The organism is Paraburkholderia sp. GAS42 (genome assembly GCF_050436565.1).
Taxonomy (GTDB): domain Bacteria; phylum Pseudomonadota; class Gammaproteobacteria; order Burkholderiales; family Burkholderiaceae; genus Paraburkholderia.
On record NZ_JBNDML010000006.1, the window covers coordinates 41,391 to 62,727 of the forward strand.

Sequence of the window (21,337 nt, forward strand, 5' to 3'; positions counted from 1 at the left end):
TTGCGATTCGGTTATACGGGGTAGCGTCCGTCAAGATACTGCCGGCACCAGAGCTCCATACAGACAAGCGCGAAGATCGGATACGTTCCATCGACGCGCCTTTCACGATCGGCACGGCGCAGCGCTTCCACCGCCTCGGTGTTGAATATGCCACGCCGACGGATCGATTCCGGCGACAATGCCTCGTCCACCAGCGGACGTAGCCGCGTCTGCAGCCATGCGCGCAGCGGCACGCCGAAGCCGGTCTTCGGCCGATAGATGACATCGCGCGGCAGGAGCCGCTCCATGGCCCGTTTGAATATCCACTTGCCCTCGCGACCGCGCTGCTTGAAATTGAGCGGCAGCCGGGCGGCGAAATCGACCAGTTCGAGGTCCAGTAGCGGCACGCGCACTTCGATGCCCGCCGCCATCCCCATCTTGTCGGTGTAGTTGAGGTTGTGGTCGGCGAGGAAGTGCTTGCACTCCAGATAAAGCATCTGGTTGAGCCCCGACACGCCTTGCGGCAACTGCGTGAGCGATGTCAGGAGCGGCTGGGTCAGCGAGACCGGGCTGAGCGTCGCCGCAAAGTCACGATCGAGCAGGTTCAGCGCGGCGGCCGGCCCAAGCCACATGAAATAGCCGGCGAGGCGTTCTGCCGGGCTCTTGTCTACGTACTGCAGGGCACGGCCGACGCGACGCAATGTCGACGACGACACGGGCAGCGCGCCGCTCGCCGCGGCGATCATGCGCCGCGCCGGCTGCGGCATCCATGACCAGTAACGCTCCTGCTGCAACGCATAGTGACGGCGGTAGCCGGTGAAGATGTCATCGCCGCCCGAACCCGATAGCAGGACCGTAATGCCGTGCTGGCGAGCCAGTTCAGAAATAAACAGCGCGTTAAGCGCCGCCGGGTCGGCAGTGGGCTCATCGAGGAAATAGATCATCTGCTCGAGGCGATCCATCATTTCAGGGCCGACCTCGACGGTATGGAGATCCACGTCCAGATGCTCCGCGACCCTCTTTGCATAAGGCAAGTCCGAAGCGAACCCTTCGTCGGCGACCGAGCCGTCGCGCACAGAGATCGTGAAACATTGAATGCGCGTGTCCGGCAACGCGCGACGCGCGCATGCCACCACGGCGCTCGAATCGAGACCACCAGACAGAAACGCACCGACCGGTACATCCGACAGCAACTGGCGACGCACTGCAGTCTCGACCTTCTGAGCAACCATCTCAGCCGCTTCGGATTCGGACAGATCGAGCAGCGGCTGACCGAACGGCAGATCGTAGTAGCGCCATTTGCGCGCAATGCGCCCGTCCTTCACGATCATCGCGTGGCCGGGCTCCAGCTTCTTCACTGACGCGACGAGCGTATTTTCGCCCGGCGACCACAGATAGCCTAGATGGCTCAGCACTGCGTGAGGATCGAGTGCGCGACCGGCAAGGCCGCCGCGCAGCAGCGCCTTCATTTCGCTCGCAAAAGCAAAACGCCCCTCGTCGGCAACGTAATAGAACGGCTTCACGCCCAGCTGGTCGCGCGCGAGAAACAGATGCGACTTGCGCTTGTCCCAAATCGCGAACGCGAAGATGCCGTTCAGACGCGACAGCATGTCCTCACCGTACTTCTCGTACAGGTACAGCAGCACTTCCGTGTCCGAGTGGCCACGGAACTGGATGCCATCCCGACGCAGTTCCGCCGCCAGTTCGGGCGTGTTGTAGATCTCGCCGTTGTAGACGATGACGGTGGAGTCGCTTCGCGTTGCCATCGGTTGATGGCCGGCCTCCGTCAGATCCTGGATCGCGAGACGCAGATGCGCGAGACCGACGCGGTCAGCCTCAAAAGCAATCTGTCCGCGATCATCGGGCCCGCGATGCCCGAGATAGCCGGCAAGCGCGCTCAAGTCCACCGCGGTTCGGTCGAAACCGGAATAGCCGACAATTCCGCACATAAATCAGGTCACCCTTAAAGTGCAAAGTGGGAACACTGGTGTGCCCGCAAAAGTACCGCCGGGCGCCATGATCAGTGCCGTTCCGTCTTGATCCGGAACGGCGTGCGACAGAACGGTGCAACGCCGCCCTTCATGCAGAACAACCGATGTCTCGTCAGCGAAGTCCTTTGCTGAGGGACATTTTTCATCGAAGCGGCAACGGAAGCCGATCAATTCGTCGCGTCCTTTCCTTGCCAGAATCGATAGTAGGACAGGTCAAGCAATCCCGAGAGCCTGAGCGCACCGACGTGCAGACCGATCGACACCACTGCGCCCGCCACAAACAGAAGAATCGCGCCATTCACGCCGAAGTGTCGCGCAAGCGGGTAAGCAAAACCGCCGACGATAATCAGCTCGACGATGTTCACATACACGGAAAAACGGTACTTCCCCATCGCGGTGAACATGGTGCCGATTGAAAGCGTAATCGCCCTAAGCGGCAAGGCGAAGCTCATGATGAACAGTGCGTCGACGGTCGGCGTGTACCTCAGATGCAGAAACTCGCGATTGACGGCCCACGCGAACAGGATCAGGCCGAAGAACAGAAGCGCAATGCTCAGCATGTTGCTCAGCAGCTTCCGAAAGCGTTCGCTCACCAGGTGCCTGTCCGGCAACACGGACACCACACGCGGCAGTTCAACCTGCATGGTCACCGCAAGAATCAGGTTGGGGCCCATCATGACCAGCGTCGCAAGCCCGAAAAACCCGATCTGGTCAGTCGGAATCTTGGCGGCAGCCAGCGCCAGGATCGGCAGGTTGTCGCAGAGCAGACGGATGAACAGTGCAAGATTGGCCGTGATGCCGAGCGAAATGATATGCCAGTCGGGCAACGTGTTCCGTCCGAGGCCGCCCGTACCGACAAAGTACTGACGTACACCGTACAGCAGCCCGATCAGCACCGCGCCTTCACCGAGGTAACGGCCCACCACCCACCCTTCGACGCCACCGTACCAGGAAGCCAGACAGACGACGCTGACCGCTGCGATCGACAGTATGACGACCCGCACCGAGAACGACGCGGCAGTCTGGGTGCCCTGCACGAAGGCGGCAATCACACGGATGGTATTGCTCAGCAGCGCCACGCCCGCGATCATCGACGCGTAGCGCAGCATGGCGCCGTGGATCAGGCCGCGCACGAGGAGCATGCCCAGAATGGCCAGCACCCCGACAATCAGTTCCATGCTGATCAGGCGCTTGAGCAGTGCCGAGCGTTCGTCGTCGTCGCGCAACGCCGCGATCTCGCGAATGGCTAGCGTCGGCGCGCCGACGGACGTGCCGAGAACGACGATCGACAGGATACTTTCCACGGTCCGGATCACACCGACCTGGTTCGGGCTCAGATAGAAGGCGGCCAAGAACTGCGAGATCATCACGCCGCCCTGAATACAGGCGGTCAGGATCAGCACTCCAATCACGGCCTTATATCTGTCAAGAAGTTGTCGAATCTGTAACACGTCAGAAGGATCGTCGGTTATTGCAGTCGGGCGTCGTCCTTGTGACGATCAGCACGCGATCCGCACGGAATCAAGAATGCCGGCGAGGTGCTCGCGGCGCTTTGCAATCGAGAAGTTGTCCTCGATATGTCGCAACTGAGCTTGCTGCCGGGCAGGATCGGCGGGCATTGCAGCCTGTTCCAGCATAGCCTGCGCCAGCTCCGCCACGTCATTCGGTGTCACATAACGCGCGTAAGGGCCGGCCACCTCGGGCACCGCGCCCGAAGGGCTGGTAATCACCTTGGCGCCGCACGCGATCGCCTCGCCGATTGCGTGGCCAAAACCCTCGAATAGCGTGGGTTGCACATACGCGAGGCACTGCCGGTAGTGGCGCAGTTTCTCTTCGTCGGAGATCATGCCCACGAAGTCGACGCGATCTTCCACGCCTGCCTTGCGGGCGAGATCGACCAACGCCTCATAGTGATCGCCCTTCTTGCCCGCCATCACCAGCCGAAGTTCCGGGCGCGTCCTGCTCACTTCCCCAAACGCGGCCACGATCGAATCCAGGCACTTGCGGATCGCATTGGTCTCGCTACTCCAGCACACCGTGAAGAAATAGTCGCCCTGCGGCGCAGGTTCGGGACGGTAGTAGGACGTGTTGATCGCCAGCGGGCAAAGAATCGGGTTGTTGACACCCAGATGACGGGTAACGAGCTTGTACTCGCAATCCGAAATGAACAGGTTTCGCGACGCAAATTTTAGCGCAAACTTCATCAGCACCTTTTGCCACAACGGCCGGTCCAGATAGCTCAGGCCAGGAATGACCTTGTGGCAGGTGTCGTAGTCGAATGCGCCCGTCACGATCACCGGGCGACGTCTGAGCTTCGACTGCGCGAGCGGATAGAACGCGTACGTCCACCACCAGCAATAGTAGAGATCTGCGGTCTTGTCGATACTTTTGAAGTCGCCGGCGAGCACAACCTCGTGTCCAAGGCTGCGAAGGATTTCGATATCGACCTTGTAAAACTCGACCGTCTCGAACATTTCACGCCAGTTGGCGTGATTCGTCATATTCGCGAAAAAACAGATTCGCATGCTTTTAGAACCAGGTAGTTGTTCGATGCGTCTGCAGACTAATGCGCCTCGACGAAATATCGACCGCAGTGCGTGCCGGAGGCTTCGCGCTGGAATAGCTGACCGCCAGCCGGAGGCCCGCACCGGGCGCCGGATAGTTTCCGCGGCACGCCGCTCTGCCACCGTGCTCGAATTCAGGAGCGCCGACCCTCGCAGGCAGCCTGTCCGCGGATGTTGGGGTAACGAATGCCCGCTGGTGCGCCTCAGCAGGAGAAGCCATTTCGGTTCCGGCGCATGTCCGCTTCCACCATCAGCCTGCATAGCTCTTCCAGTGAAGTATCAGCGCGCCAGCCCAGTTCCCTTTGTGCCTTTGCTGCGTCGCCGATCAGCAGGTCGACTTCCGCCGGACGGAAAAACTTCGGGTTCACGCGCACGCGCTGTTTGCCCGTTAGCCGATCGTGCGCCACTTTGTTTTCGCCCTCGCGCTGCCACGTCAGTTCGATCTCCGCGGCCTTGAACGCCATGGTGACGAAGTCCCGTACGGTTTCCGTACGATTCGTGGCCAGCACGTAAGTGTCGGGCTTGTCGGCCTGCAACATCAGGCGCATGCCCTCGACATACTCTTTGGCGTATCCCCAGTCGCGTTTCGCATCCAGGTTTCCGAGTTCGAGGCAGTCCTGCTTGCCAAGCGCGATTTTGGCCACCGAATCGGTGATCTTGCGCGTCACAAACTCTTTACCCCGCAACGGAGATTCGTGATTGAACAGAATGCCACTCGCACAGAAGATGCCGTACGACTCCCGGTAGTTGATGGTCATCCAGTGCGCGTACAGCTTGGCGACGCCGTAGGGACTCCGCGGATAGAAGGGCGTCGATTCGAGCTGAGGCGTTGCCTGCACCTTGCCGAACATCTCAGAGGTCGAAGCCTGATAGAAACGAATGGCCGGATTGACGATGCGAATAGCCTCGAGCAGATTCACGACGCCGAGCGCCGTGATGTGTGCCGTCGTGACAGGCTGATCAAACGATACGCCGACAAAGCTCTGCGCCGCGAGGTTGTACACCTCGTCGGGCTGGCACTTCGCGAGCAGCCGGATCACCCCGGACGCATCACTGAGATCGAATTCGACCAGGTCAAGTTCGGGATGGTGTTCCACACCCAGTTCCGCCAGACGCCAGAAATTCACAGTGCTGGAGCGGCGATATGTACCGTACACGTGATAGCCGAGCGCAAGCAGACGCTCGGCAAGGTACGCGCCATCCTGCCCGGTAATGCCGGTAACGAGTGCCTTTTTCAATTGACGATCCCACGCGTATCGATGATCGCCTTACCCGTGATGCTCGACCAGGATACACGCTTGAACTGTTCATGATCGACCAGCAACACGATGACATCGGCCTGCTCGAGCGCTGCTTCGAGGGCGACGAGTTCCACGCCGTCGTGAAGCTCCTTCGGCAATGCGTCGACATGCGGCTCGACCGCGAGGATACGACCCATTCCGCTTTCGGCAAGACGGCGCGTAATTTCGACCGACGGGCTCTCCCGCAGGTCATCGATATTCGCCTTGAATGCCAGGCCGAGGCATGCGATCACTGGGTCCGTTTTGCCGCGCGCAGCCTCTCGCACCTTGTCGACCACGTAGCCGGGCTTGCCATCGTTGACTTCACGGGCCGTCCGGATGATGCGCGCTTCTGCGGGTGCCGAATCGACGATAAACCACGGGTCCACCGCGATGCAGTGGCCGCCCACGCCCGGGCCGGGCTGCAGGATGTTGACGCGCGGATGGTGATTGGCAAGCCGGATCAGTTCCCACACGTTGATCTTCAACCGGTCGCAGATCAGGGAAAGTTCGTTCGCGAATGCAATGTTCACGTCGCGGAAAGCGTTCTCGGTCAGCTTGGCCATTTCGGCCGTGCGGGCGTCCGTCTTCAGGCATTCGCCTTCTACGAAGGTGCGGTAGAGTCCGGCGGCCGCTTCGGCGGCACGCTCCGTCATGCCGCCCACGATGCGGTCATTCGCGACAAGTTCGCGAAGGATGTGTCCTGGCAGCACGCGCTCAGGACAGTACGCCAGTTGCACCTGCGCGTCCTCACCGGCCTGATGCGGGAATGTCAGATCCGGGCGGGCCTCGGCGAGCCAACGGGCCATCTTCTCCGTGGCGCCGACTGGCGACGTGGATTCCAGAATCACCAGATTGCCCGCGGCCAGCACCGGTGCAATCGATTTTGCCGCGGCCTCGACATAAGCGAGATCGGGCTCGTGATCGCCTTTGAACGGCGTAGGCACTGCAATCATGAAAGCGTCGGCCGACTGCGGCGTGGTGCTCGCCACCAGCAATCCGTCATTGACGACCCGGTGTACGAGTTGATCGAGGTCAGGCTCGATAATGTGGATCTCGCCACGATTGATCGTATCGACAACGTGCTGACGCACGTCTACACCGAAAACCTTGATCCCTCTGCTCGCAATCACGGTAGCCGTGGGCAGTCCAATATAGCCCAGACCGATCATCGAGACCGAACGGATGTTCGCCATTATTCAATCTCCCTCGCAAGTATTTCGACGATACGTCTGGCGGCCATCCCATCCCCATAGGGGTTATGAGCATGTGCCATTCTTTCGTATGCGTCTGCATCATCCAGCAGGCTTTGCGCCTCGCTGATAATTTTCGAACGGTCCGCGCCGACGAGACGGACGGTGCCGGCAGCGACGGCCTCTGGCCGCTCAGTGGTATTTCGCATGACCAGGACAGGCTTGCCCAGCGAAGGCGCTTCCTCCTGCACGCCACCGCTATCGGTCAGTATCAGATAACTCCGCCCCATTAGATAGACGAACGGCAGGTAGTCCTGTGGTTCGATCAAATGTACGTTGGGCAACGATCCAAGAATACGGGAAACCGGTTCCTGCACATTCGGGTTGAGGTGCACCGGATAGACAATCTGCACGTCCGGACGCGCCGCGAGATCCGCCAGCGCGCCACACATGTTTTCGAAGCCTTCGCCAAAGTTCTCACGCCGGTGACCCGTCACGAGAATCAGACGGCGGTCGTCGCGCAGGAAGGAAAAGCGCGCGCTGAGTTCGTCATGCAGCGTCGTGCTGTGCTGCACGCGTGCATGCACTTCCAGCAGGCTGTCGATCACCGTATTTCCGGTCACATGAATCGCGTCGGAGGCGATGCCTTCGGCCAGCAGGTTCTCCCGGGCTTTTTCGGTCGGCGCGAAGTGCGTCACGGCAATCGCACCGGCAATCTTGCGATTCATTTCTTCCGGCCATGGCGAATAGATGTTGCCCGTCCGCAGGCCAGCCTCGACGTGACCGACAGCGATCCGCTGATAGAAGGCAGCCAGCGCCGTCGCCATTGTCGTGGTGGTGTCGCCGTGCACGAGCACGAGGTCGGGGCGCCACTGATCGAAGATCGTTCGCAGGCCCATCAGCACGCGCGCGGTGATATCGGTGAGATCTTGACCCGGCCGCATGAGATCGAGATCGAACTCGGGGACGATATCGAACAGCGCGAGCACCTGGTCGAGCATCTGCCGATGTTGCGCCGTCACACAAACCCTGGCGTCGAACCGGGGATCGGCTTTCAGGACTTCGACCACTGGCGCCATCTTGATGGCTTCGGGGCGTGTACCAAAAACTACCAGGACTTTCATTGCTATATGCCCATCGAACTGTTGTGCGCGAGACGGAAAGTGCGGCCCGGTCCAACGGCATGCACCCGCTCTCTATGCGCGCCGCAGCGTTACCTTGCGCCGACAGCGGCTCAAGGGTAGATACGATTGAACCGAAAGCTGCCAATTTTAGAGTAGCGTCGGTGTTTTGTAACCCCTGCACGGCGCCCGCTGTAGCGCCGCCTTTACGTCCGACGCCCGACGCTGATGACGTGACGTAGAAGGCCGATCGCGATTCCAATCGCCAGTCCGATGATGATGCCAGCCGCGACATAGTAGGACACGTGGGGCGAAACCGGCCCAACTACCACGACCTGACCGATCGGCCGCGTAGCGAATGTGCGCTCGTCGCTCAGCTGTTCCGCGAGTTGCAGCCGGCGCGTCTCGAGATCACGCCATTCGGAATCCACCTTGTCGATCAGTGAGTTGAGCATCACGTCCTGGGCCGAAGCAGGCTTACCCGCGGCGGCCTGTGCCTGCGCCTGCAATTCGGCGCGGCGTTTGTAGACGTCCGACGTATCGGCGGCGACGCGGGCCGCCGCTGCCTTCAGCCGGGCGACGGCAGGCTCGATCATTTTCGCGTGGACTCCGATCACCTGATCTTCCACAGCCTGCATCAGGATTTTCGCTGTGTCAGCAGAATTGCCCCGGACCGAGAGCCGGATAAAGCCGGTATTCGGCACAGCCTGCGCTGAAAAAGTGGAGCGCATCAAGGCGAGGTCGTCGGGCGAAACCGCGAACGACTTGAGCGTATCAGCTTCAGACCCTTGAGTAACGACGCTGGTAAAACGCTCCACCGCATTTGGAATCGACTCGATCGCGGAAACCTGTCCCGGCGGATCAAAATAGCCCACCTGCCCCACCTGCACGGTCGCGGAAGCCTGCCATTGCTTCGGCTTGGTCTTCGCAATGACGCCGCCCACCACGCCGCCGATCACGAGCGCTGCAATGATCCAGATCGCTTGGGCTCGCACGAACCGGATCACATCCGGTAAGAGCGTATCGCTGAACGCCGCAACATTGACATCCTTGCTACCGGCCACGCGTCTGAAATCTTCCTGCATCTTTGATCTCTCAAAAAAAGCGAATGGTTTTACACGATCCCACGGACATTTCGATTGATTCTGCCGCGGCAACTCGTAACGATGAAGAGGAGCGACAGTGTCGCGATCACCCGTAGTGCGCAAATAAAATTCAGGATCGCATCGCGGCCGGGGCTTGAGCATGCCCCGCCATACTCCTTAGCGGTGCGTACGACCGGTTCGCCTCCAGCACTGATCCGATATCGGCCGGACTCGAAAACTGGCTGCCCGAGGAGGATCCTGTCCGATGCAACGAGATTGAAGAGGTTTGTGACATGCCGCGGGTTGGCGTGCGATTTCCGTTCGGCCGCGCAGGTTGCAAGACAGGTCTCCCGATCCCCGCATCAACCCTGTTCGTCGTGGTTCGCACGATCACTTCGTCGTGACATACCAAAAATACATAAGCCGGAGAGATTATCATACAAACCTTTCGAAAATCTGAACTTTCGCCGCGCGCCGCAGACCACAAGTTGATTCGCTCAAGCGCTGTCCGATAGAGGCGGATGCCGTTGAGGAACGCTCTGCAAGGGCGCATGCGCCGTCGGCTGGTACTCCGGCACCCAACGACGCAAATCGCGCCGCACCTCGTCGTCCGGCAGGATGCGATGCTGCATCAGCCACGGCAGCAGATCGCCGATCAGGCCGGCCGGCACTTCGCGTGCGCGCGCAATCCGCAACTTGGGATGCGGCGTGCGCTCCGTGGTTTCGTCGTCCGCCAGCAGCTCCTCATATAACTTTTCACCCGGCCGGAGCCCGGTGAAAACAACCCTGATCTGTTCTTCGGTAAATCGATAGAGGCGAATCAGGTCGTACGCGAGATCGGCGATGCGAACCGGCCGACCCATGTCGAGGATGAAAATTTCACCCCCATGTCCCATGCTGGACGCCTGCAGGACCAGTTGTGAGGCTTCCGGAATCGTCATGAAGAAGCGGGTGATTTCAGGGTGGGTGACCGTCACCGGGCCACCACGTGCGATCTGCTCCTGGAACTTCGGAATCACACTGCCCGCGCTGCCAAGCACATTACCGAAGCGCACGGTCTCGAAGCGCGTGCGATGACTGCCTTGCTGAAGCGCGGAGCAGGCCATTTCGGCGAGACGCTTGCTCGCGCCCATTACGTTTGTCGGGTTGACTGCCTTATCGGTAGAGATCAGCACGAAATTGGCGACATCGTGACGGATCGCCGCGAGACCAACCCGGTAAGTGCCCAACACGTTGTTACGTACCGCCTGCCAGGCATTCACTTCCTCCATGAGCGGCACATGCTTGTAAGCCGCCGCGTGAAAGACGATATGCGGGCAATGACGTCCCATCACCTGATCGAGCAGAAGCGAATCCTTCACGTCGCCGATCACGGGCAGAACGGACACGCCGGGGAATTTGTCACGCAGTTCCTCATTCAGACGATAAATCGAAAACTCTGAGATATCGAAGGCGACAAGCTGCGCCGGTCCGTAGGTAAGGATCTGACGGCAGAGTTCCGAGCCAATCGAACCGCCCGCGCCCGTGACCATGACGACCCGGTTCCTGAGAAGCTGTTCGACATCGGCTGTGTCGATGCTGATGGCCTCGCGCCCCAGCAGATCTTCGAGATCGATCTGACGGACACGGGACAGGAATGGCTGCCCCTGCGTCAGCGGCGTCAACGGCGGAAGCACCATCGCGCGCACGCCGGCGCGCACGCACAGCGTGGAGATCCGACGATGCGCCTCCACCGACGCAGACGGTACGGCGATGATGACGTGCTCGACCTTCAGATCGGTCGCGATTCTCTGGAGATCGCCGATCGGGCCGAGCACACGACAACCGTCGATTTCGCGACCGTGCTTCACTGGATCATCGTCGAGCAGTCCGGCTAGCCGCCATTCGCTGGAACGCTTGAGTTCGCGCACGAGACCCGCGCCCACCGTTCCGGCTCCCAGCACGAGGACCGGCATCCCCTGCCCGACCAGAGCGCCGTACCGGTAAAACTCTTTCGCGGCGCGATATATCGCGCGTGAGCCGCCCATCGCCAGAAACAGGAGCAGCGGCGACAAAATGAGCACCGAGCGAGGGACCACGGGATGCGGTTGAAGCAACGCGGATCCGGTCATGACGACGAGCGCCCCGACGATCACCGCTTTCGCGATGCGCATCAGGTCGGGGAGGCTCGCGAACAGCCACATCCCGCGATACAGGCCGTAGTACCGAAACATGACGGCGTAGGTAACCAGCACCCATCCCAGCGCCTTCAGTGCGCCGTGCCAGAACTCCGCGGGCACCGGCCCGTTGAAGCGAATGACGTATGCAAGCAGCCAGACCAACGTGACGGCGCACAGATCGAACGCAAACGCGCTAAGTGCAAGCCATCGGGCCTTGAATTTCATGATGTGCATACCTTTATCTCCGGTAACTCAGGAGGGAGAAGCGATTACTTCGATTCCGGCCAGTCGTCGTCCCGGCGAAGGCCGGTTTCGCGGCGGACAGAGACGGGCGGACACAGGCATCTGAAGTGTGGAACCGAAGTTAGCGAACGATGAGCAATCGAAGTGCCTGATCGCGATAAGAATTACGTTCCGCAGCCAGCGCATGCTGGAATCTTCCTTCGCGCCCGCGGGCACCCTGGTGCGTGGACTAGTCGCGCGCACTGGTCCGCTTGTGCGCACATCGGGGACGGCCCGCAGGCCGCCGCTGCCTGGCCGGATCACGCGCGCCCGTAAACGTCCTCGAACCGGACGATGTCGTCCTCTCCCAGATATTCGCCGCTCTGCACTTCGATCATCACGAGGTCGACGACACCCGGATTTTCCAGTCGATGCTTATGACCTGCCGGGATGTATGTCGACTCGTTCGTGGATATGAACATTTCCTTCTCTCCATTCACGACTTTCGCCATGCCGCTCACGACGATCCAGTGCTCACTGCGATGATGGTGCATCTGCAGGCTCAAACGGCCGCCAGGTTTGACTTCGATGCGCTTGATCTTGAAGCGTGGACCTTCTTCCAGAACCGTATAGGTGCCCCACGGACGATGCATGGTGCGGTGCCACCGGTGCGCTTCATGTCCTTGTGCCTTGAGAGCGGCATAGACGTGCTTGACGTCCTGGCTTCTATGGCGATTGGCCACGAGCAACGCGTCGGGGGTGTCGATCACGATCAGATCTTCCACACCGACCGCGCCAATCAAACGGTCATGGCTCACCAGGTAGCAGTTCGCTACATCGTGAAGCAACGCCTCGCCTTCGACCCGATTGCCGTTTGCGTCGGGCACGGACAGCTCGCTCACGGCGGCCCACGAGCCCACATCGCTCCATCCGATGCTGCACGTCACGACGGCTGCTTCAGTACACTTCTCCATGATGGCGTAGTCGATCGAGTCTTCTCGCACCTTGGCGAAGGCGTTCGCCTCCAGCTCGACCTGAGTCCAGCCCGTGGCTTCGGCGACGCGCGAGCCGGCAAGACAGGCCTCCGTCGCGGCGAGAATATCGGGCGCGTGTTGCCGGAACTCGCGCAGGATCGCCCCCGCGGTAAAGCAGAACATGCCGGAATTCCACATGAACCGCTGCGACTCCACGTATTCGCGGGCCTTTTCGAGCGACGGCTTTTCGACGAAGCGGACCACGTTGTTGCCATTGACCTCGATGTAGCCATAACCTGTTTCCGGGCCCTCCGGCCGGATGCCGAACGTTACGATTTGCCCCGTCCGCGCGAGGGCTTCGGCCTGATTCACTGCATCGGCGAAGGCGACTTGATCGGCAATCAGGTGATCGGCTGCAAGCACCAGCATCACGGAATCCGGGCCTTGCACCTGAGCGACGCGCAGGGCTGCCGCCGCCACGGCCGGCGCGGTGTTGCGACCGAACGGCTCAAGAATGAACGACGTGGCACAGTTACCCTGATTGACCTCGCGAAATTCGTCTTCTGTCTTGAAGAACAGTTCGCGGTTGGTCACCGTCAGAATGTGCTCGACGCCGGGCAGCGCCATGGCCCGAAGAAACGCCTTTTGCAGAAGACTCTGTCCGTCCGCCAGACGCATGAACGGTTTGGGATGAAGCTCGCGCGACACCGGCCACAGTCGTGAACCGGCGCCGCCACACAGAATAATGGGTGTCAGACTCACAGATTCCTCACGGTCGGTAGAAGTGATTGCCCTGCGTCTGCCATGCGCTCACCGAAGCACAGGACACAGTTCATGGAAATGCTGGAGAGGCGCAAAGGCTTGCTGCACGTTGCAGCAAGCCTGCTTGTCCGCGCCTCACCCAACTTCGACTCAGAAAAAGAGCGGGCATTTTACATGACGCCCTTATGCCCTCACCCCTGCCATCGACGACTTTAGGGGATTGCCACCGGGCTGAACGCGTTCACTCAACGTCGTTGGCCCGAACCATCCACTTGATCGTCTCCGCGAAGTCAATTGCAGGCACGCCGGGAACGAGACGGCGCAATCTGCTCGCCGAACCGACGAGGCTCTTGACTTCGTTTGCACGCACGAAGGCGGGATTCACGCGGATTTCCAGATCGTGCCCGGAAGCTTCCCTCACCATCGCCACGATTTCCTCGAGCGTACGGGGGCGCTCGCTGCACACATTGACTGTTTCACCGGTAACCGACGACTCGAGCAGCGCGCGATAGGTCGCCGCCACGGTACGCACGTCGGAAAAATCGCGCGCGACGTCAAGATTGCCCAGTTCCAGCAACGACCGTCGCTCCACAAAATGCGACACGATCTTCGGAACCAGGAAACGCTCGCTCTGCCCGCGCCCGGTGTAATTGAACGGCCGCATCATCACGATGGGCAGGCGGTCGAACCACGTGTGAACCAGGTGCTCCATCGCCAGCTTGCTAGCCGCGTAGTGATTGACCGGTGCAGGGGGCGCTGTCTCGTCCACAACGCCCGCGGCGTTTCCGTACACGTTGGCGCTGCTCACGATCAGTATCTTGTCCGGCCGGTGGCCGACGTCGGAACATGCCTGCAGCAGATTCAGCGTTCCCAGGACGTTGACCCGATACATCTCGAGCGCATCGTCGTGTGCGACGAAACTGATCGCGGCGAGGTGCACGATATGCGTTGGGCGCACCTCGTCGATCACGCGGCGGCATTCATCCAGCGACGTGATGTCAAGCGCATGCTCGTTCGCGCCCGCTATATCGCCCCGGGCAAGCGTACCCACTACCTCGTAGCCGCCGAGTTGCAGTTCGTCCTTGACGTACGCGCCGGTAAAGCCGCGCACACCGGTGACAAGGGCACGCCGGCGAGTCGGATCAGAAGGAAAAACCAATTTCGTTTCTCCGCACGTCGGCTTCCACCATCATCTTGCACAGTCCTTCGAGCGAGGTTGTCGCTTCCCACTTGAGCTTCGTCTTTGCCTTGGCGGGGTCGCCAATCAACAGTTCGACCTCGGCGGGCCGATAGAACTTCGGGTTCACTCTCACGAGAACCTTCCCGTTCGACGCATCGACGCCCTGCTCCTGCTCGGCCTGTCCGCGCCAGTCCAGTTCGATTCCGACCGCCTTGAAAGCCATCGCCACGAAATCGCGGACCGTTTCGGTGCGGTTGGTCGCGAGCACAAAGGTGTCCGGCTCGTCGGCCTGCAGCATGCGCCACATCCCGTCAACGTACTCCTTAGCAAAGCCCCAGTCACGTTTGGCATCCAGATTGCCGAGTTCAAGCGTGTCCTGCTTGCCGAGCGAAATCCTCGCGACAGAATCGGTGATCTTGCGCGTGACGAACTCGCGGCCGCGGAGTGGCGACTCGTGATTAAAAAGGATGCCGCTTGAACCGAAGATGTCGTATGACTCGCGGTAGTTTACCGTGATCCAGTGTGCGTACAGCTTGGCGACACCGTAGGGGCTACGGGGATAGAACGGCGTTTCCTCATTCTGCGGAATCGACTGCACCTTGCCGAACATTTCGGAGGTCGATGCCTGATAGAAACGGATCGAACGGTTGACGATGCGGATCGCTTCCAGCAAATGGAGCGCGCCCACACCCGTAATTTCGGCTGTCGTGACGGGCTGGTCGAACGAAACGCCCACGAAGCTTTGCGCCGCGAGGTTGTAGACCTCGCGCGGCTGGGCCTTTTCGATCAGGCGCATCGTGGAACTGAGGTCCGTCAGATCGTGCTCGACCAGATGCAACTTCGGATGGTTGACTACACCAACCTCTTCCAGACGCCAGAAGTTGACTGAACTGGTGCGCCGATAGGCACCATAGACCTCGTAACCGTGTTCAAGCAGTAACTGCGTGAGATACGCTCCGTCCTGCCCCGTGATGCCAGTTACAACTGCGCTCGTCAATTCCATCTCCTTGAAAACACCGCGCTTGACGGTCACGCCGCAAGCCGTGAGTGCTGTACTAAATGTCTTGGTCGATTATATCCGAGGGCTTGGTCGGCCCAATCGGGAAGCCCGCGCTGCGACGCGCTCTTTCCCGGGCTTCGAGGGTCATCGCTGCATCGCAATTCGCGACCCGCCGGCATCGGGATCCGAGCCGTCACACGGGGAGAACGGCTACGCACAACTTCAACGCCTCGCGCCAGTCCGGTGCCTGGATTCCGAACGTCGATGCCAGCTTTTCGTTTGACAGACGGGAGTTAGCCGGGCGCCTCGCTGGAGTCGGGTATTCGTTCGACGTAATGGGTTTCACGGTCGGCCGACTGGGTAACGCCGCTGTTTCGAAAATCGCTTCTGCAAACCCGGCCCAAGAGGTCATTCCTGACGCCGTCAGGTGATAGACACCCGAGCGCTCCGACCACCATCCGTCATCCGCGCGATGTTCACCCAGCGCCTGCGTCGCGATATGCGCGGTCAACGCGGCAATCGTGCCCGACCACGTCGGCGCCCCCACCTGGTCCGCAACAATACTCAGCTCAGACCGCTCCGCGGCAAGCCGCAACATCGTCCGCAGAAAATTGCGCCCGCGCGTTCCATACACCCAGCTTGTCCGAAACACGAAGTAATTGCCGCCAACCTGCTCGATTGCCTGCTCGCCCGCCAGCTTGCTCTTGCCGTATACATTGAGCGGGCCGGTCGGATCGTCTTCCTCGTAAGCACCATCCTTGGCGCCATCAAACACGTAGTCAGTGGAGAAGTGGATAAGCGCCGCCCCAACGCGCCGCGCCTCTTCCGCCAGAACGCCCGGCGCCTCACCATTCATCCGCATCGCGGCATCGACGTCCGTCTCCGCCTGATCCACCGCGGTATAGGCTGCCGGATTGACGATAAGCGCGGGCTTGAGCTCGCGCACAACGCTTCGCATCTGATCGAAATTCGCCAGATCGAAAGCCTGCCGGTCAGGCGAGACAATCCGGCCCAAGCCCTGGAGGCTTCGCAGAAGTTCAAATCCAACCTGGCCCGTGGAGCCGGTCACAAGAATGGTAGGTTCGTGCAGATCGGCCATGAGGACGTCCTTGAAATCAGTGCATCCTCATACCTGAGGCAGCCGTCGGACGACGGCAACAGACCGGACGCACGATTATAGAATCGCCGGTCGAACGACCGAAGCGAGCTAACAAACAGATACAAACGTGCCGATTTTCTTTAAATTCAATACCTTGCGTTCACATCAAACTTCAGGTTGACGTCGTGAAACGCACAGATCACGCATAACTCTCCGCCTCCCTCAACCCCTTCCCCGCCGCATCCTTCGCAGCCAGCGTCGGCTCACCGTCAATCGGCCATTCGATCCCCACTTCCGGATCATTCCAGATCAAACACCGCTCATACTCCGGAAACCAGTAATCCGTCGTCTTGTACAGAAACTCCGCCGTCTCTGACAGCACAACAAAACCGTGCGCAAAACCTGCCGGAATCCAGATCTGCCGTCCATTCTCCGCACTCAGATTTACCCCCGTCCACCTTCCGAAGTTGGGCGAACTGCGGCGAATATCGACAGCCACATCGAACACCTCCCCCGACACCACCCGTACCAGCTTTCCCTGCGCGTGCTGGATCTGATAATGCAGCCCCCGCAGCACCCCCTTCGCGGAGCGCGAATGATTGTCCTGCACGAACTCCGCCTCGACCCCAACCTTCTCCGCAAACTCCTTCGCGTTGAAACTCTCGAAAAAAAATCCACGCGCATCACCGAACACTTTCGGTTCGATCAGTTTGACCTCGGCTAGTGCCGTCGCGGTTACCGTGATTGCCATTTGACCTTGTCCGTCAACAGATTCTTGAGATATTGCCCGTACTCGTTCTTCGCGAGCGGGGCGGCGAGTTCACTCAATTGAGCGCCGTCGATCCAGCCACTCCGATACGCGATCTCTTCCGGACACGCCACAACCAGGCCCTGCCGCTTCTGCAGCGTTGCAATGAACGTCGCGGCTTCGATGAGCGAATCGTGCGTGCCGGTATCGAGCCACGCATAACCGCGTCCCATGATTTCGACGCGCAGTTTTTTCGCTTCCAGATAGCGCAGGTTCACATCGGTAATTTCAAGCTCGCCACGCGCCGACGGCTTGATATCCATCGCAATGTTGCAAACATCATTGTCGTAGAAGTAGAGCCCGGTGACCGCATACGGCGACCTCGGCCTGACAGGCTTCTCTTCAATCGAAAGCGCCTGCAACTGGTCGTCGAACTCCACCACGCCATAACGCTGCGGATCATTCACGTGATACGCAAACACCGTCGCGCAATCCGTCCGCGCGTTTGCCTTCTCCAGCTGAAGCGCCAGATCGTGACCGTAAAAAATGTTGTCGCCCAGAATCAGCGCGCAGTCATCGTTACCAATGAAGTCGCGCCCGATGATGAACGCCTGTGCGAGTCCATCCGGCGAAGGCTGCACTGCGTACTGAAGATTCATCCCCCATCGCGAGCCGTCGCCGAGCATCGACTGGAACCGCGGCGTGTCGGAAGGCGTCGAGATGATCAGCACGTCGCGGATCCCCGCGAGCATCAACGTCGACAGCGGATAGTAGATCATCGGCTTGTCATACACCGGCAACAGCTGCTTCGAAACGGCGTGCGTGATCGGATACAGCCGCGTGCCCGATCCGCCAGCGAGAATGATGCCCTTGCGTGCCATTAACGTTCCCTCAGGCCTGTCCGGCGTAGTGAGTTTCCATCCAGTGACGATAGTTGCCGCTCGTCACGCCAGCAATCCACTCCGAATGATCGAGATACCACTGCACCGTCTTTCGCATGCCGGTCTCGAACGTCTCCGCAGGACGCCAGCCCAGCTCACGCTCGATGCGCGTCGCGTCGATCGCATAGCGACGGTCGTGGCCCGGCCGGTCCTTCACGAACTCGATCTGCTTCGCATACGACGCACCCGATGCCGAAGGCCGCAGTTCATCGAGCGTCGCGCACAGCGTATGTACGACGTCGATGTTGGCCTTTTCGTTCCATCCACCAATGTTGTACGTCTCGCCCAGTACGCCTTTTTGCAGCACCGTGCGGATCGCCGCGCAGTGATCGCCGACGTACAGCCAGTCGCGCACGTTCTTGCCATCGCCATAGATCGGCAACGCTTTTCCGGCGAGCGCATTGATGATCGTAAGCGGGATTAATTTCTCGGGAAACTGGTACGGGCCGTAGTTGTTCGAGCAGTTGGTGGTCAGCACCGGCAGGCCGTACGTGTGGAAATAAGCACGCACCAGATGGTCGGAAGCGGCCTTGCTCGCCGAATACGGACTGTTCGGCGCATACGGCGTGCGTTCGTTGAACGCAGGGTCGGTTGCTTCAAGCGAGCCGAACACCTCGTCGGTCGAAACATGCAGAAAGCGGAACGCGTCCTTCTCACTGCCCGCGAGGCCGCTCCAGTATGCCCGCGCCGCCTCGAGCAGCGTAAAGGTGCCGACGACGTTCGTCTGCACGAACTCGCCCGGCCCGCTGATCGAGCGATCGACGTGGCTCTCGGCGGCGAAGTGCAGCACCGCACGCGGCCTGTGCGTGGCGAAGAGCGTATCGAGTGCTGCACGGTCGCAGATATCGACACGCGCAAAAATATGGCGTGTGTCGTTTTCGAGCGGCGCGAGCGTCTCGGCGTTGCCCGCATAAGTGAGTTTGTCGACGTTGACGACGGGTTCATCTCCGTCGCGAAGCCAGTCAAGAACGAAGTTGGCGCCAATAAAACCTGCGCCTCCAGTCACCAGGATCATATTCTTCCTCAGAATCGCCTCGCGACGTGCTTCGTGTCGCGGAAGCGGTGCGTTCATGGCAGCCGGTACGACCGTACTGGTCGTGCCGCGGCATCAAACGGGCTATTATGTCACGCTAAGTTGTACGTTCCGTGACCCTGTGCGGATCCGGGCACCGGTATGTCGCTATCGCAGACACATCGGCTGATAGGCGGCTCCCACCGTTATTGATGCCGCATCGCTTTTTTGGCGTCAATGCCCTGACACACATGTCACAACCACGTTACGAATTATTCAGTCCGCATTCAGATGACCACCCGGCCCACACCCCTTGCCTTCGGCGACCTTCAGGGCTGCCGCTTACAATTCCAGCAACTCCTCGCAAAAGCCGCGCCCTCTGACGACACGCCACTGTGGTTTGCCGGCGACATTATCAATCGCGGCCCCGAATCGCTTGAGACGCTGCGTGATCTCGTCGAGAAGGGCGATCGCGCAATCACCGTCCTCGGCAACCATGATCTGCATCTGCTGTCGGTATCAGCAGGTATTCGCAGGTCAAAAAAAGGCGACACGATCGACGACATTCTCGCCGCGCCGGATGTTGAAGACCTGCTCGAATGGGTGCGTCACCGCCCAGTTGCCCATTTCGACAACGACATGCTGCTGGTCCACGCGGGCGTGCCGCCGCAATGGGACGCTGCATTCACGATGGAAATGGCCGAAGAGTTGCAACGTGCCCTGCGGGCGCCGACCTGGAAGGAGACGCTCGCGGGCCTGTACGGCAACCAGCCGAATCGCTGGAAACCGGACCTGAAAGGTATCGATCGCCTGCGCCTGACGTGCACCGCGCTCACGCGGATGCGCTTCTGCAATACGGAAGGCGAGATGGATTTCACATCGAGCGGCGGCCTGGATTCCGCGCCGCCGGGTTACATGCCGTGGTTCGACGTTCCGGCGCGAAAATCCGTCGATACGACGGTCGTTTTCGGCCATTGGGCTGCGCTCGGCCTGATGGTCCGGGACAACGTGATCGGACTCGACTCGGGTTGCGTGTGGGGCAATCAGCTCTCAGCGATACGACTGACGGGCGATCCTGCCGGTCGCATCGTCACACAGGTCGATTGCGCGGCGTGTCGCGGGATGGCGCAACCAGACTAGCTGGCTCGCGTCGCATCGATGTCGACGTTGGCATCGACATTCGCTTCGTGGCTCAACGCGACGTCGGCCGTATTGTGTTGAATGGGCGTCGCGGCTTCTTTAGCCCAAGCCTTGCCGCCCTGCATCTCCCTCAACGCCCCACCCACCACCGCCTCCGCCTCCGCCGCGAGCACCCGCCGGTCAGCGCCGGAAGCAAGCGGCGCCCCGACATAAACATGCGCGGTCAATGGGCCGCCTTGCAGCAACGCATTCAGCGAATCCCGAAGCGTCATGTCATCAATATAAGCAGGCGCCGTCGACTGCCGCCCATGCGCGTCTTCGTACATCAGACACACCGGCTGCACGGGCCGCGAAGCCGACACCGCAGCCTGAAACAGATTCGCATGGAACGGTAGCAGCGACAGGCCATCCGAAGTCGTCCCTTCGGGAAACACACACATCAACTCGCCCGCGTTCAGCCGGTCGGCCAGTTCATGCATGATCCGCTTCGCATCGCTGCGCTTCTCGCGCTGGATAAACACCGTCCCAAGCTGGGCAGCGAGCCAGCCGACCACTGGCCACTTGCGGATCTCGGCCTTCGACACAAACGGCGTCGGCCGCCACGCGTTGATCACGTAGATATCGATCCACGAAATGTGATTCGCGACCACCAGCGCGCCCTCGTCGAGCCGCACATCGTCGTTATGCACGACGAGGCGCATGCCGCACAGCCGCAACATCTTCAGCGACCACGCGCGATTGAGTTCGAGCCGCACGTCGGCGGATGCGCGCGGGAAACGCGTCGCGACCGTCCACATGCCATGCAACAGATGCGCAACAAGCCGTGCCTTGCGAAACGCGAGCTTCATGATCGACGCTTTCCGTTCCTGTATCGATGTCTGTTATTC

Annotated in this window: 17 protein-coding genes; 1 reads left to right on the forward strand and 16 read right to left on the reverse strand. The window is 60.3% G+C overall.

What is annotated here, in order from left to right:
• Positions 1-11 precede the first annotated feature (11 nt).
• The 15 genes from asnB to rfbB form a co-directional block, all read right to left on the reverse strand.
• Positions 12-1,928, reverse strand: a complete 1,917-nt coding sequence (gene asnB, locus P3T16_RS11150) for an asparagine synthase (glutamine-hydrolyzing) (protein WP_429342324.1) — start codon at positions 1,926-1,928, stop codon at positions 12-14.
• Positions 1,929-2,137: 209 nt separating this feature from the next.
• Positions 2,138-3,373, reverse strand: a complete 1,236-nt coding sequence (locus P3T16_RS11155; RefSeq protein ID WP_429342325.1) for an oligosaccharide flippase family protein — start codon at positions 3,371-3,373, stop codon at positions 2,138-2,140.
• Between the two features lie 96 nt (positions 3,374-3,469).
• The gene (locus P3T16_RS11160) at positions 3,470-4,495 is read right to left on the reverse strand and encodes a glycosyltransferase (RefSeq protein WP_429342326.1); all 1,026 of its coding nucleotides are present in this window, start codon (positions 4,493-4,495) and stop codon (positions 3,470-3,472) included.
• Between the two features lie 242 nt (positions 4,496-4,737).
• Entirely contained in the window at positions 4,738-5,772 is a 1,035-nt protein-coding gene (gene gmd / locus P3T16_RS11165; protein WP_429342327.1) for a GDP-mannose 4,6-dehydratase, read from the reverse strand.
• On the reverse strand, positions 5,769-7,010 hold the full coding sequence (gene wecC, locus P3T16_RS11170; RefSeq protein WP_429342328.1) for a UDP-N-acetyl-D-mannosamine dehydrogenase: 1,242 nt from the start codon (positions 7,008-7,010) through the stop codon (positions 5,769-5,771). Before wecC ends, gmd (P3T16_RS11165) begins: the two co-directional genes overlap by 4 nt.
• Complete coding sequence (gene wecB / locus P3T16_RS11175; protein ID WP_429342329.1) at positions 7,010-8,131, reverse strand: non-hydrolyzing UDP-N-acetylglucosamine 2-epimerase; 1,122 nt, start codon at positions 8,129-8,131, stop codon at positions 7,010-7,012. The genes wecC and wecB overlap by 1 nt, the downstream gene beginning before the upstream one ends.
• Positions 8,132-8,334: 203 nt before the next feature.
• The gene (locus tag P3T16_RS11180) at positions 8,335-9,213 is read right to left on the reverse strand and encodes a Wzz/FepE/Etk N-terminal domain-containing protein (protein WP_429342330.1); all 879 of its coding nucleotides are present in this window, start codon (positions 9,211-9,213) and stop codon (positions 8,335-8,337) included.
• A 497-nt stretch (positions 9,214-9,710) separates the two neighbouring features.
• A complete protein-coding gene (locus tag P3T16_RS11185; RefSeq protein ID WP_429342521.1) occupies positions 9,711-11,600 on the reverse strand; it encodes a polysaccharide biosynthesis protein in 1,890 nt (629 codons plus the stop codon).
• Between the two features lie 314 nt (positions 11,601-11,914).
• Positions 11,915-13,330, reverse strand: coding sequence for a mannose-1-phosphate guanylyltransferase/mannose-6-phosphate isomerase (locus P3T16_RS11190; protein ID WP_429342331.1), 1,416 nt, complete (start codon positions 13,328-13,330; stop codon positions 11,915-11,917).
• Positions 13,331-13,571: 241 nt separating this feature from the next.
• Positions 13,572-14,489, reverse strand: coding sequence for a GDP-mannose 4,6-dehydratase (locus P3T16_RS11195; RefSeq protein WP_429342332.1), 918 nt, complete (start codon positions 14,487-14,489; stop codon positions 13,572-13,574).
• Positions 14,473-15,507, reverse strand: a complete 1,035-nt coding sequence (gene gmd / locus P3T16_RS11200) for a GDP-mannose 4,6-dehydratase (protein WP_429342333.1) — start codon at positions 15,505-15,507, stop codon at positions 14,473-14,475. Before gmd (P3T16_RS11200) ends, P3T16_RS11195 begins: the two co-directional genes overlap by 17 nt.
• A 196-nt stretch (positions 15,508-15,703) precedes the next feature.
• Positions 15,704-16,609, reverse strand: a complete 906-nt coding sequence (gene rfbD, locus P3T16_RS11205) for a dTDP-4-dehydrorhamnose reductase (RefSeq protein WP_429342334.1) — start codon at positions 16,607-16,609, stop codon at positions 15,704-15,706.
• 199 nt (positions 16,610-16,808) lie between these two features.
• Positions 16,809-17,360 carry a dTDP-4-dehydrorhamnose 3,5-epimerase gene (rfbC, locus tag P3T16_RS11210; protein ID WP_429342335.1) on the reverse strand — a complete coding sequence of 184 codons (552 nt, stop codon included), beginning with the start codon at positions 17,358-17,360 and terminating at the stop codon, positions 16,809-16,811.
• On the reverse strand, positions 17,345-18,238 hold the full coding sequence (gene rfbA, locus P3T16_RS11215) for a glucose-1-phosphate thymidylyltransferase RfbA (RefSeq protein WP_429342336.1): 894 nt from the start codon (positions 18,236-18,238) through the stop codon (positions 17,345-17,347). The genes rfbC and rfbA overlap by 16 nt, the downstream gene beginning before the upstream one ends.
• Before the next feature lie 10 nt (positions 18,239-18,248).
• Positions 18,249-19,313 (reverse strand): dTDP-glucose 4,6-dehydratase, encoded by a 1,065-nt coding sequence (rfbB, locus tag P3T16_RS11220; RefSeq protein ID WP_429342337.1) that lies wholly within the window; start codon positions 19,311-19,313, stop codon positions 18,249-18,251.
• Between the two features lie 288 nt (positions 19,314-19,601).
• Here rfbB and P3T16_RS11225 point away from each other — a divergent pair, with 288 nt between their 5' ends.
• Positions 19,602-20,450, forward strand: coding sequence for a symmetrical bis(5'-nucleosyl)-tetraphosphatase (locus P3T16_RS11225; protein WP_429342338.1), 849 nt, complete (start codon positions 19,602-19,604; stop codon positions 20,448-20,450).
• Here the strand turns inward: P3T16_RS11225 and P3T16_RS11230 are convergent.
• Entirely contained in the window at positions 20,447-21,298 is an 852-nt protein-coding gene (locus P3T16_RS11230; RefSeq protein ID WP_429342339.1) for a lysophospholipid acyltransferase family protein, read from the reverse strand. The genes P3T16_RS11225 and P3T16_RS11230 overlap by 4 nt on opposite strands.
• Positions 21,299-21,337: the final 39 nt, after the last annotated feature.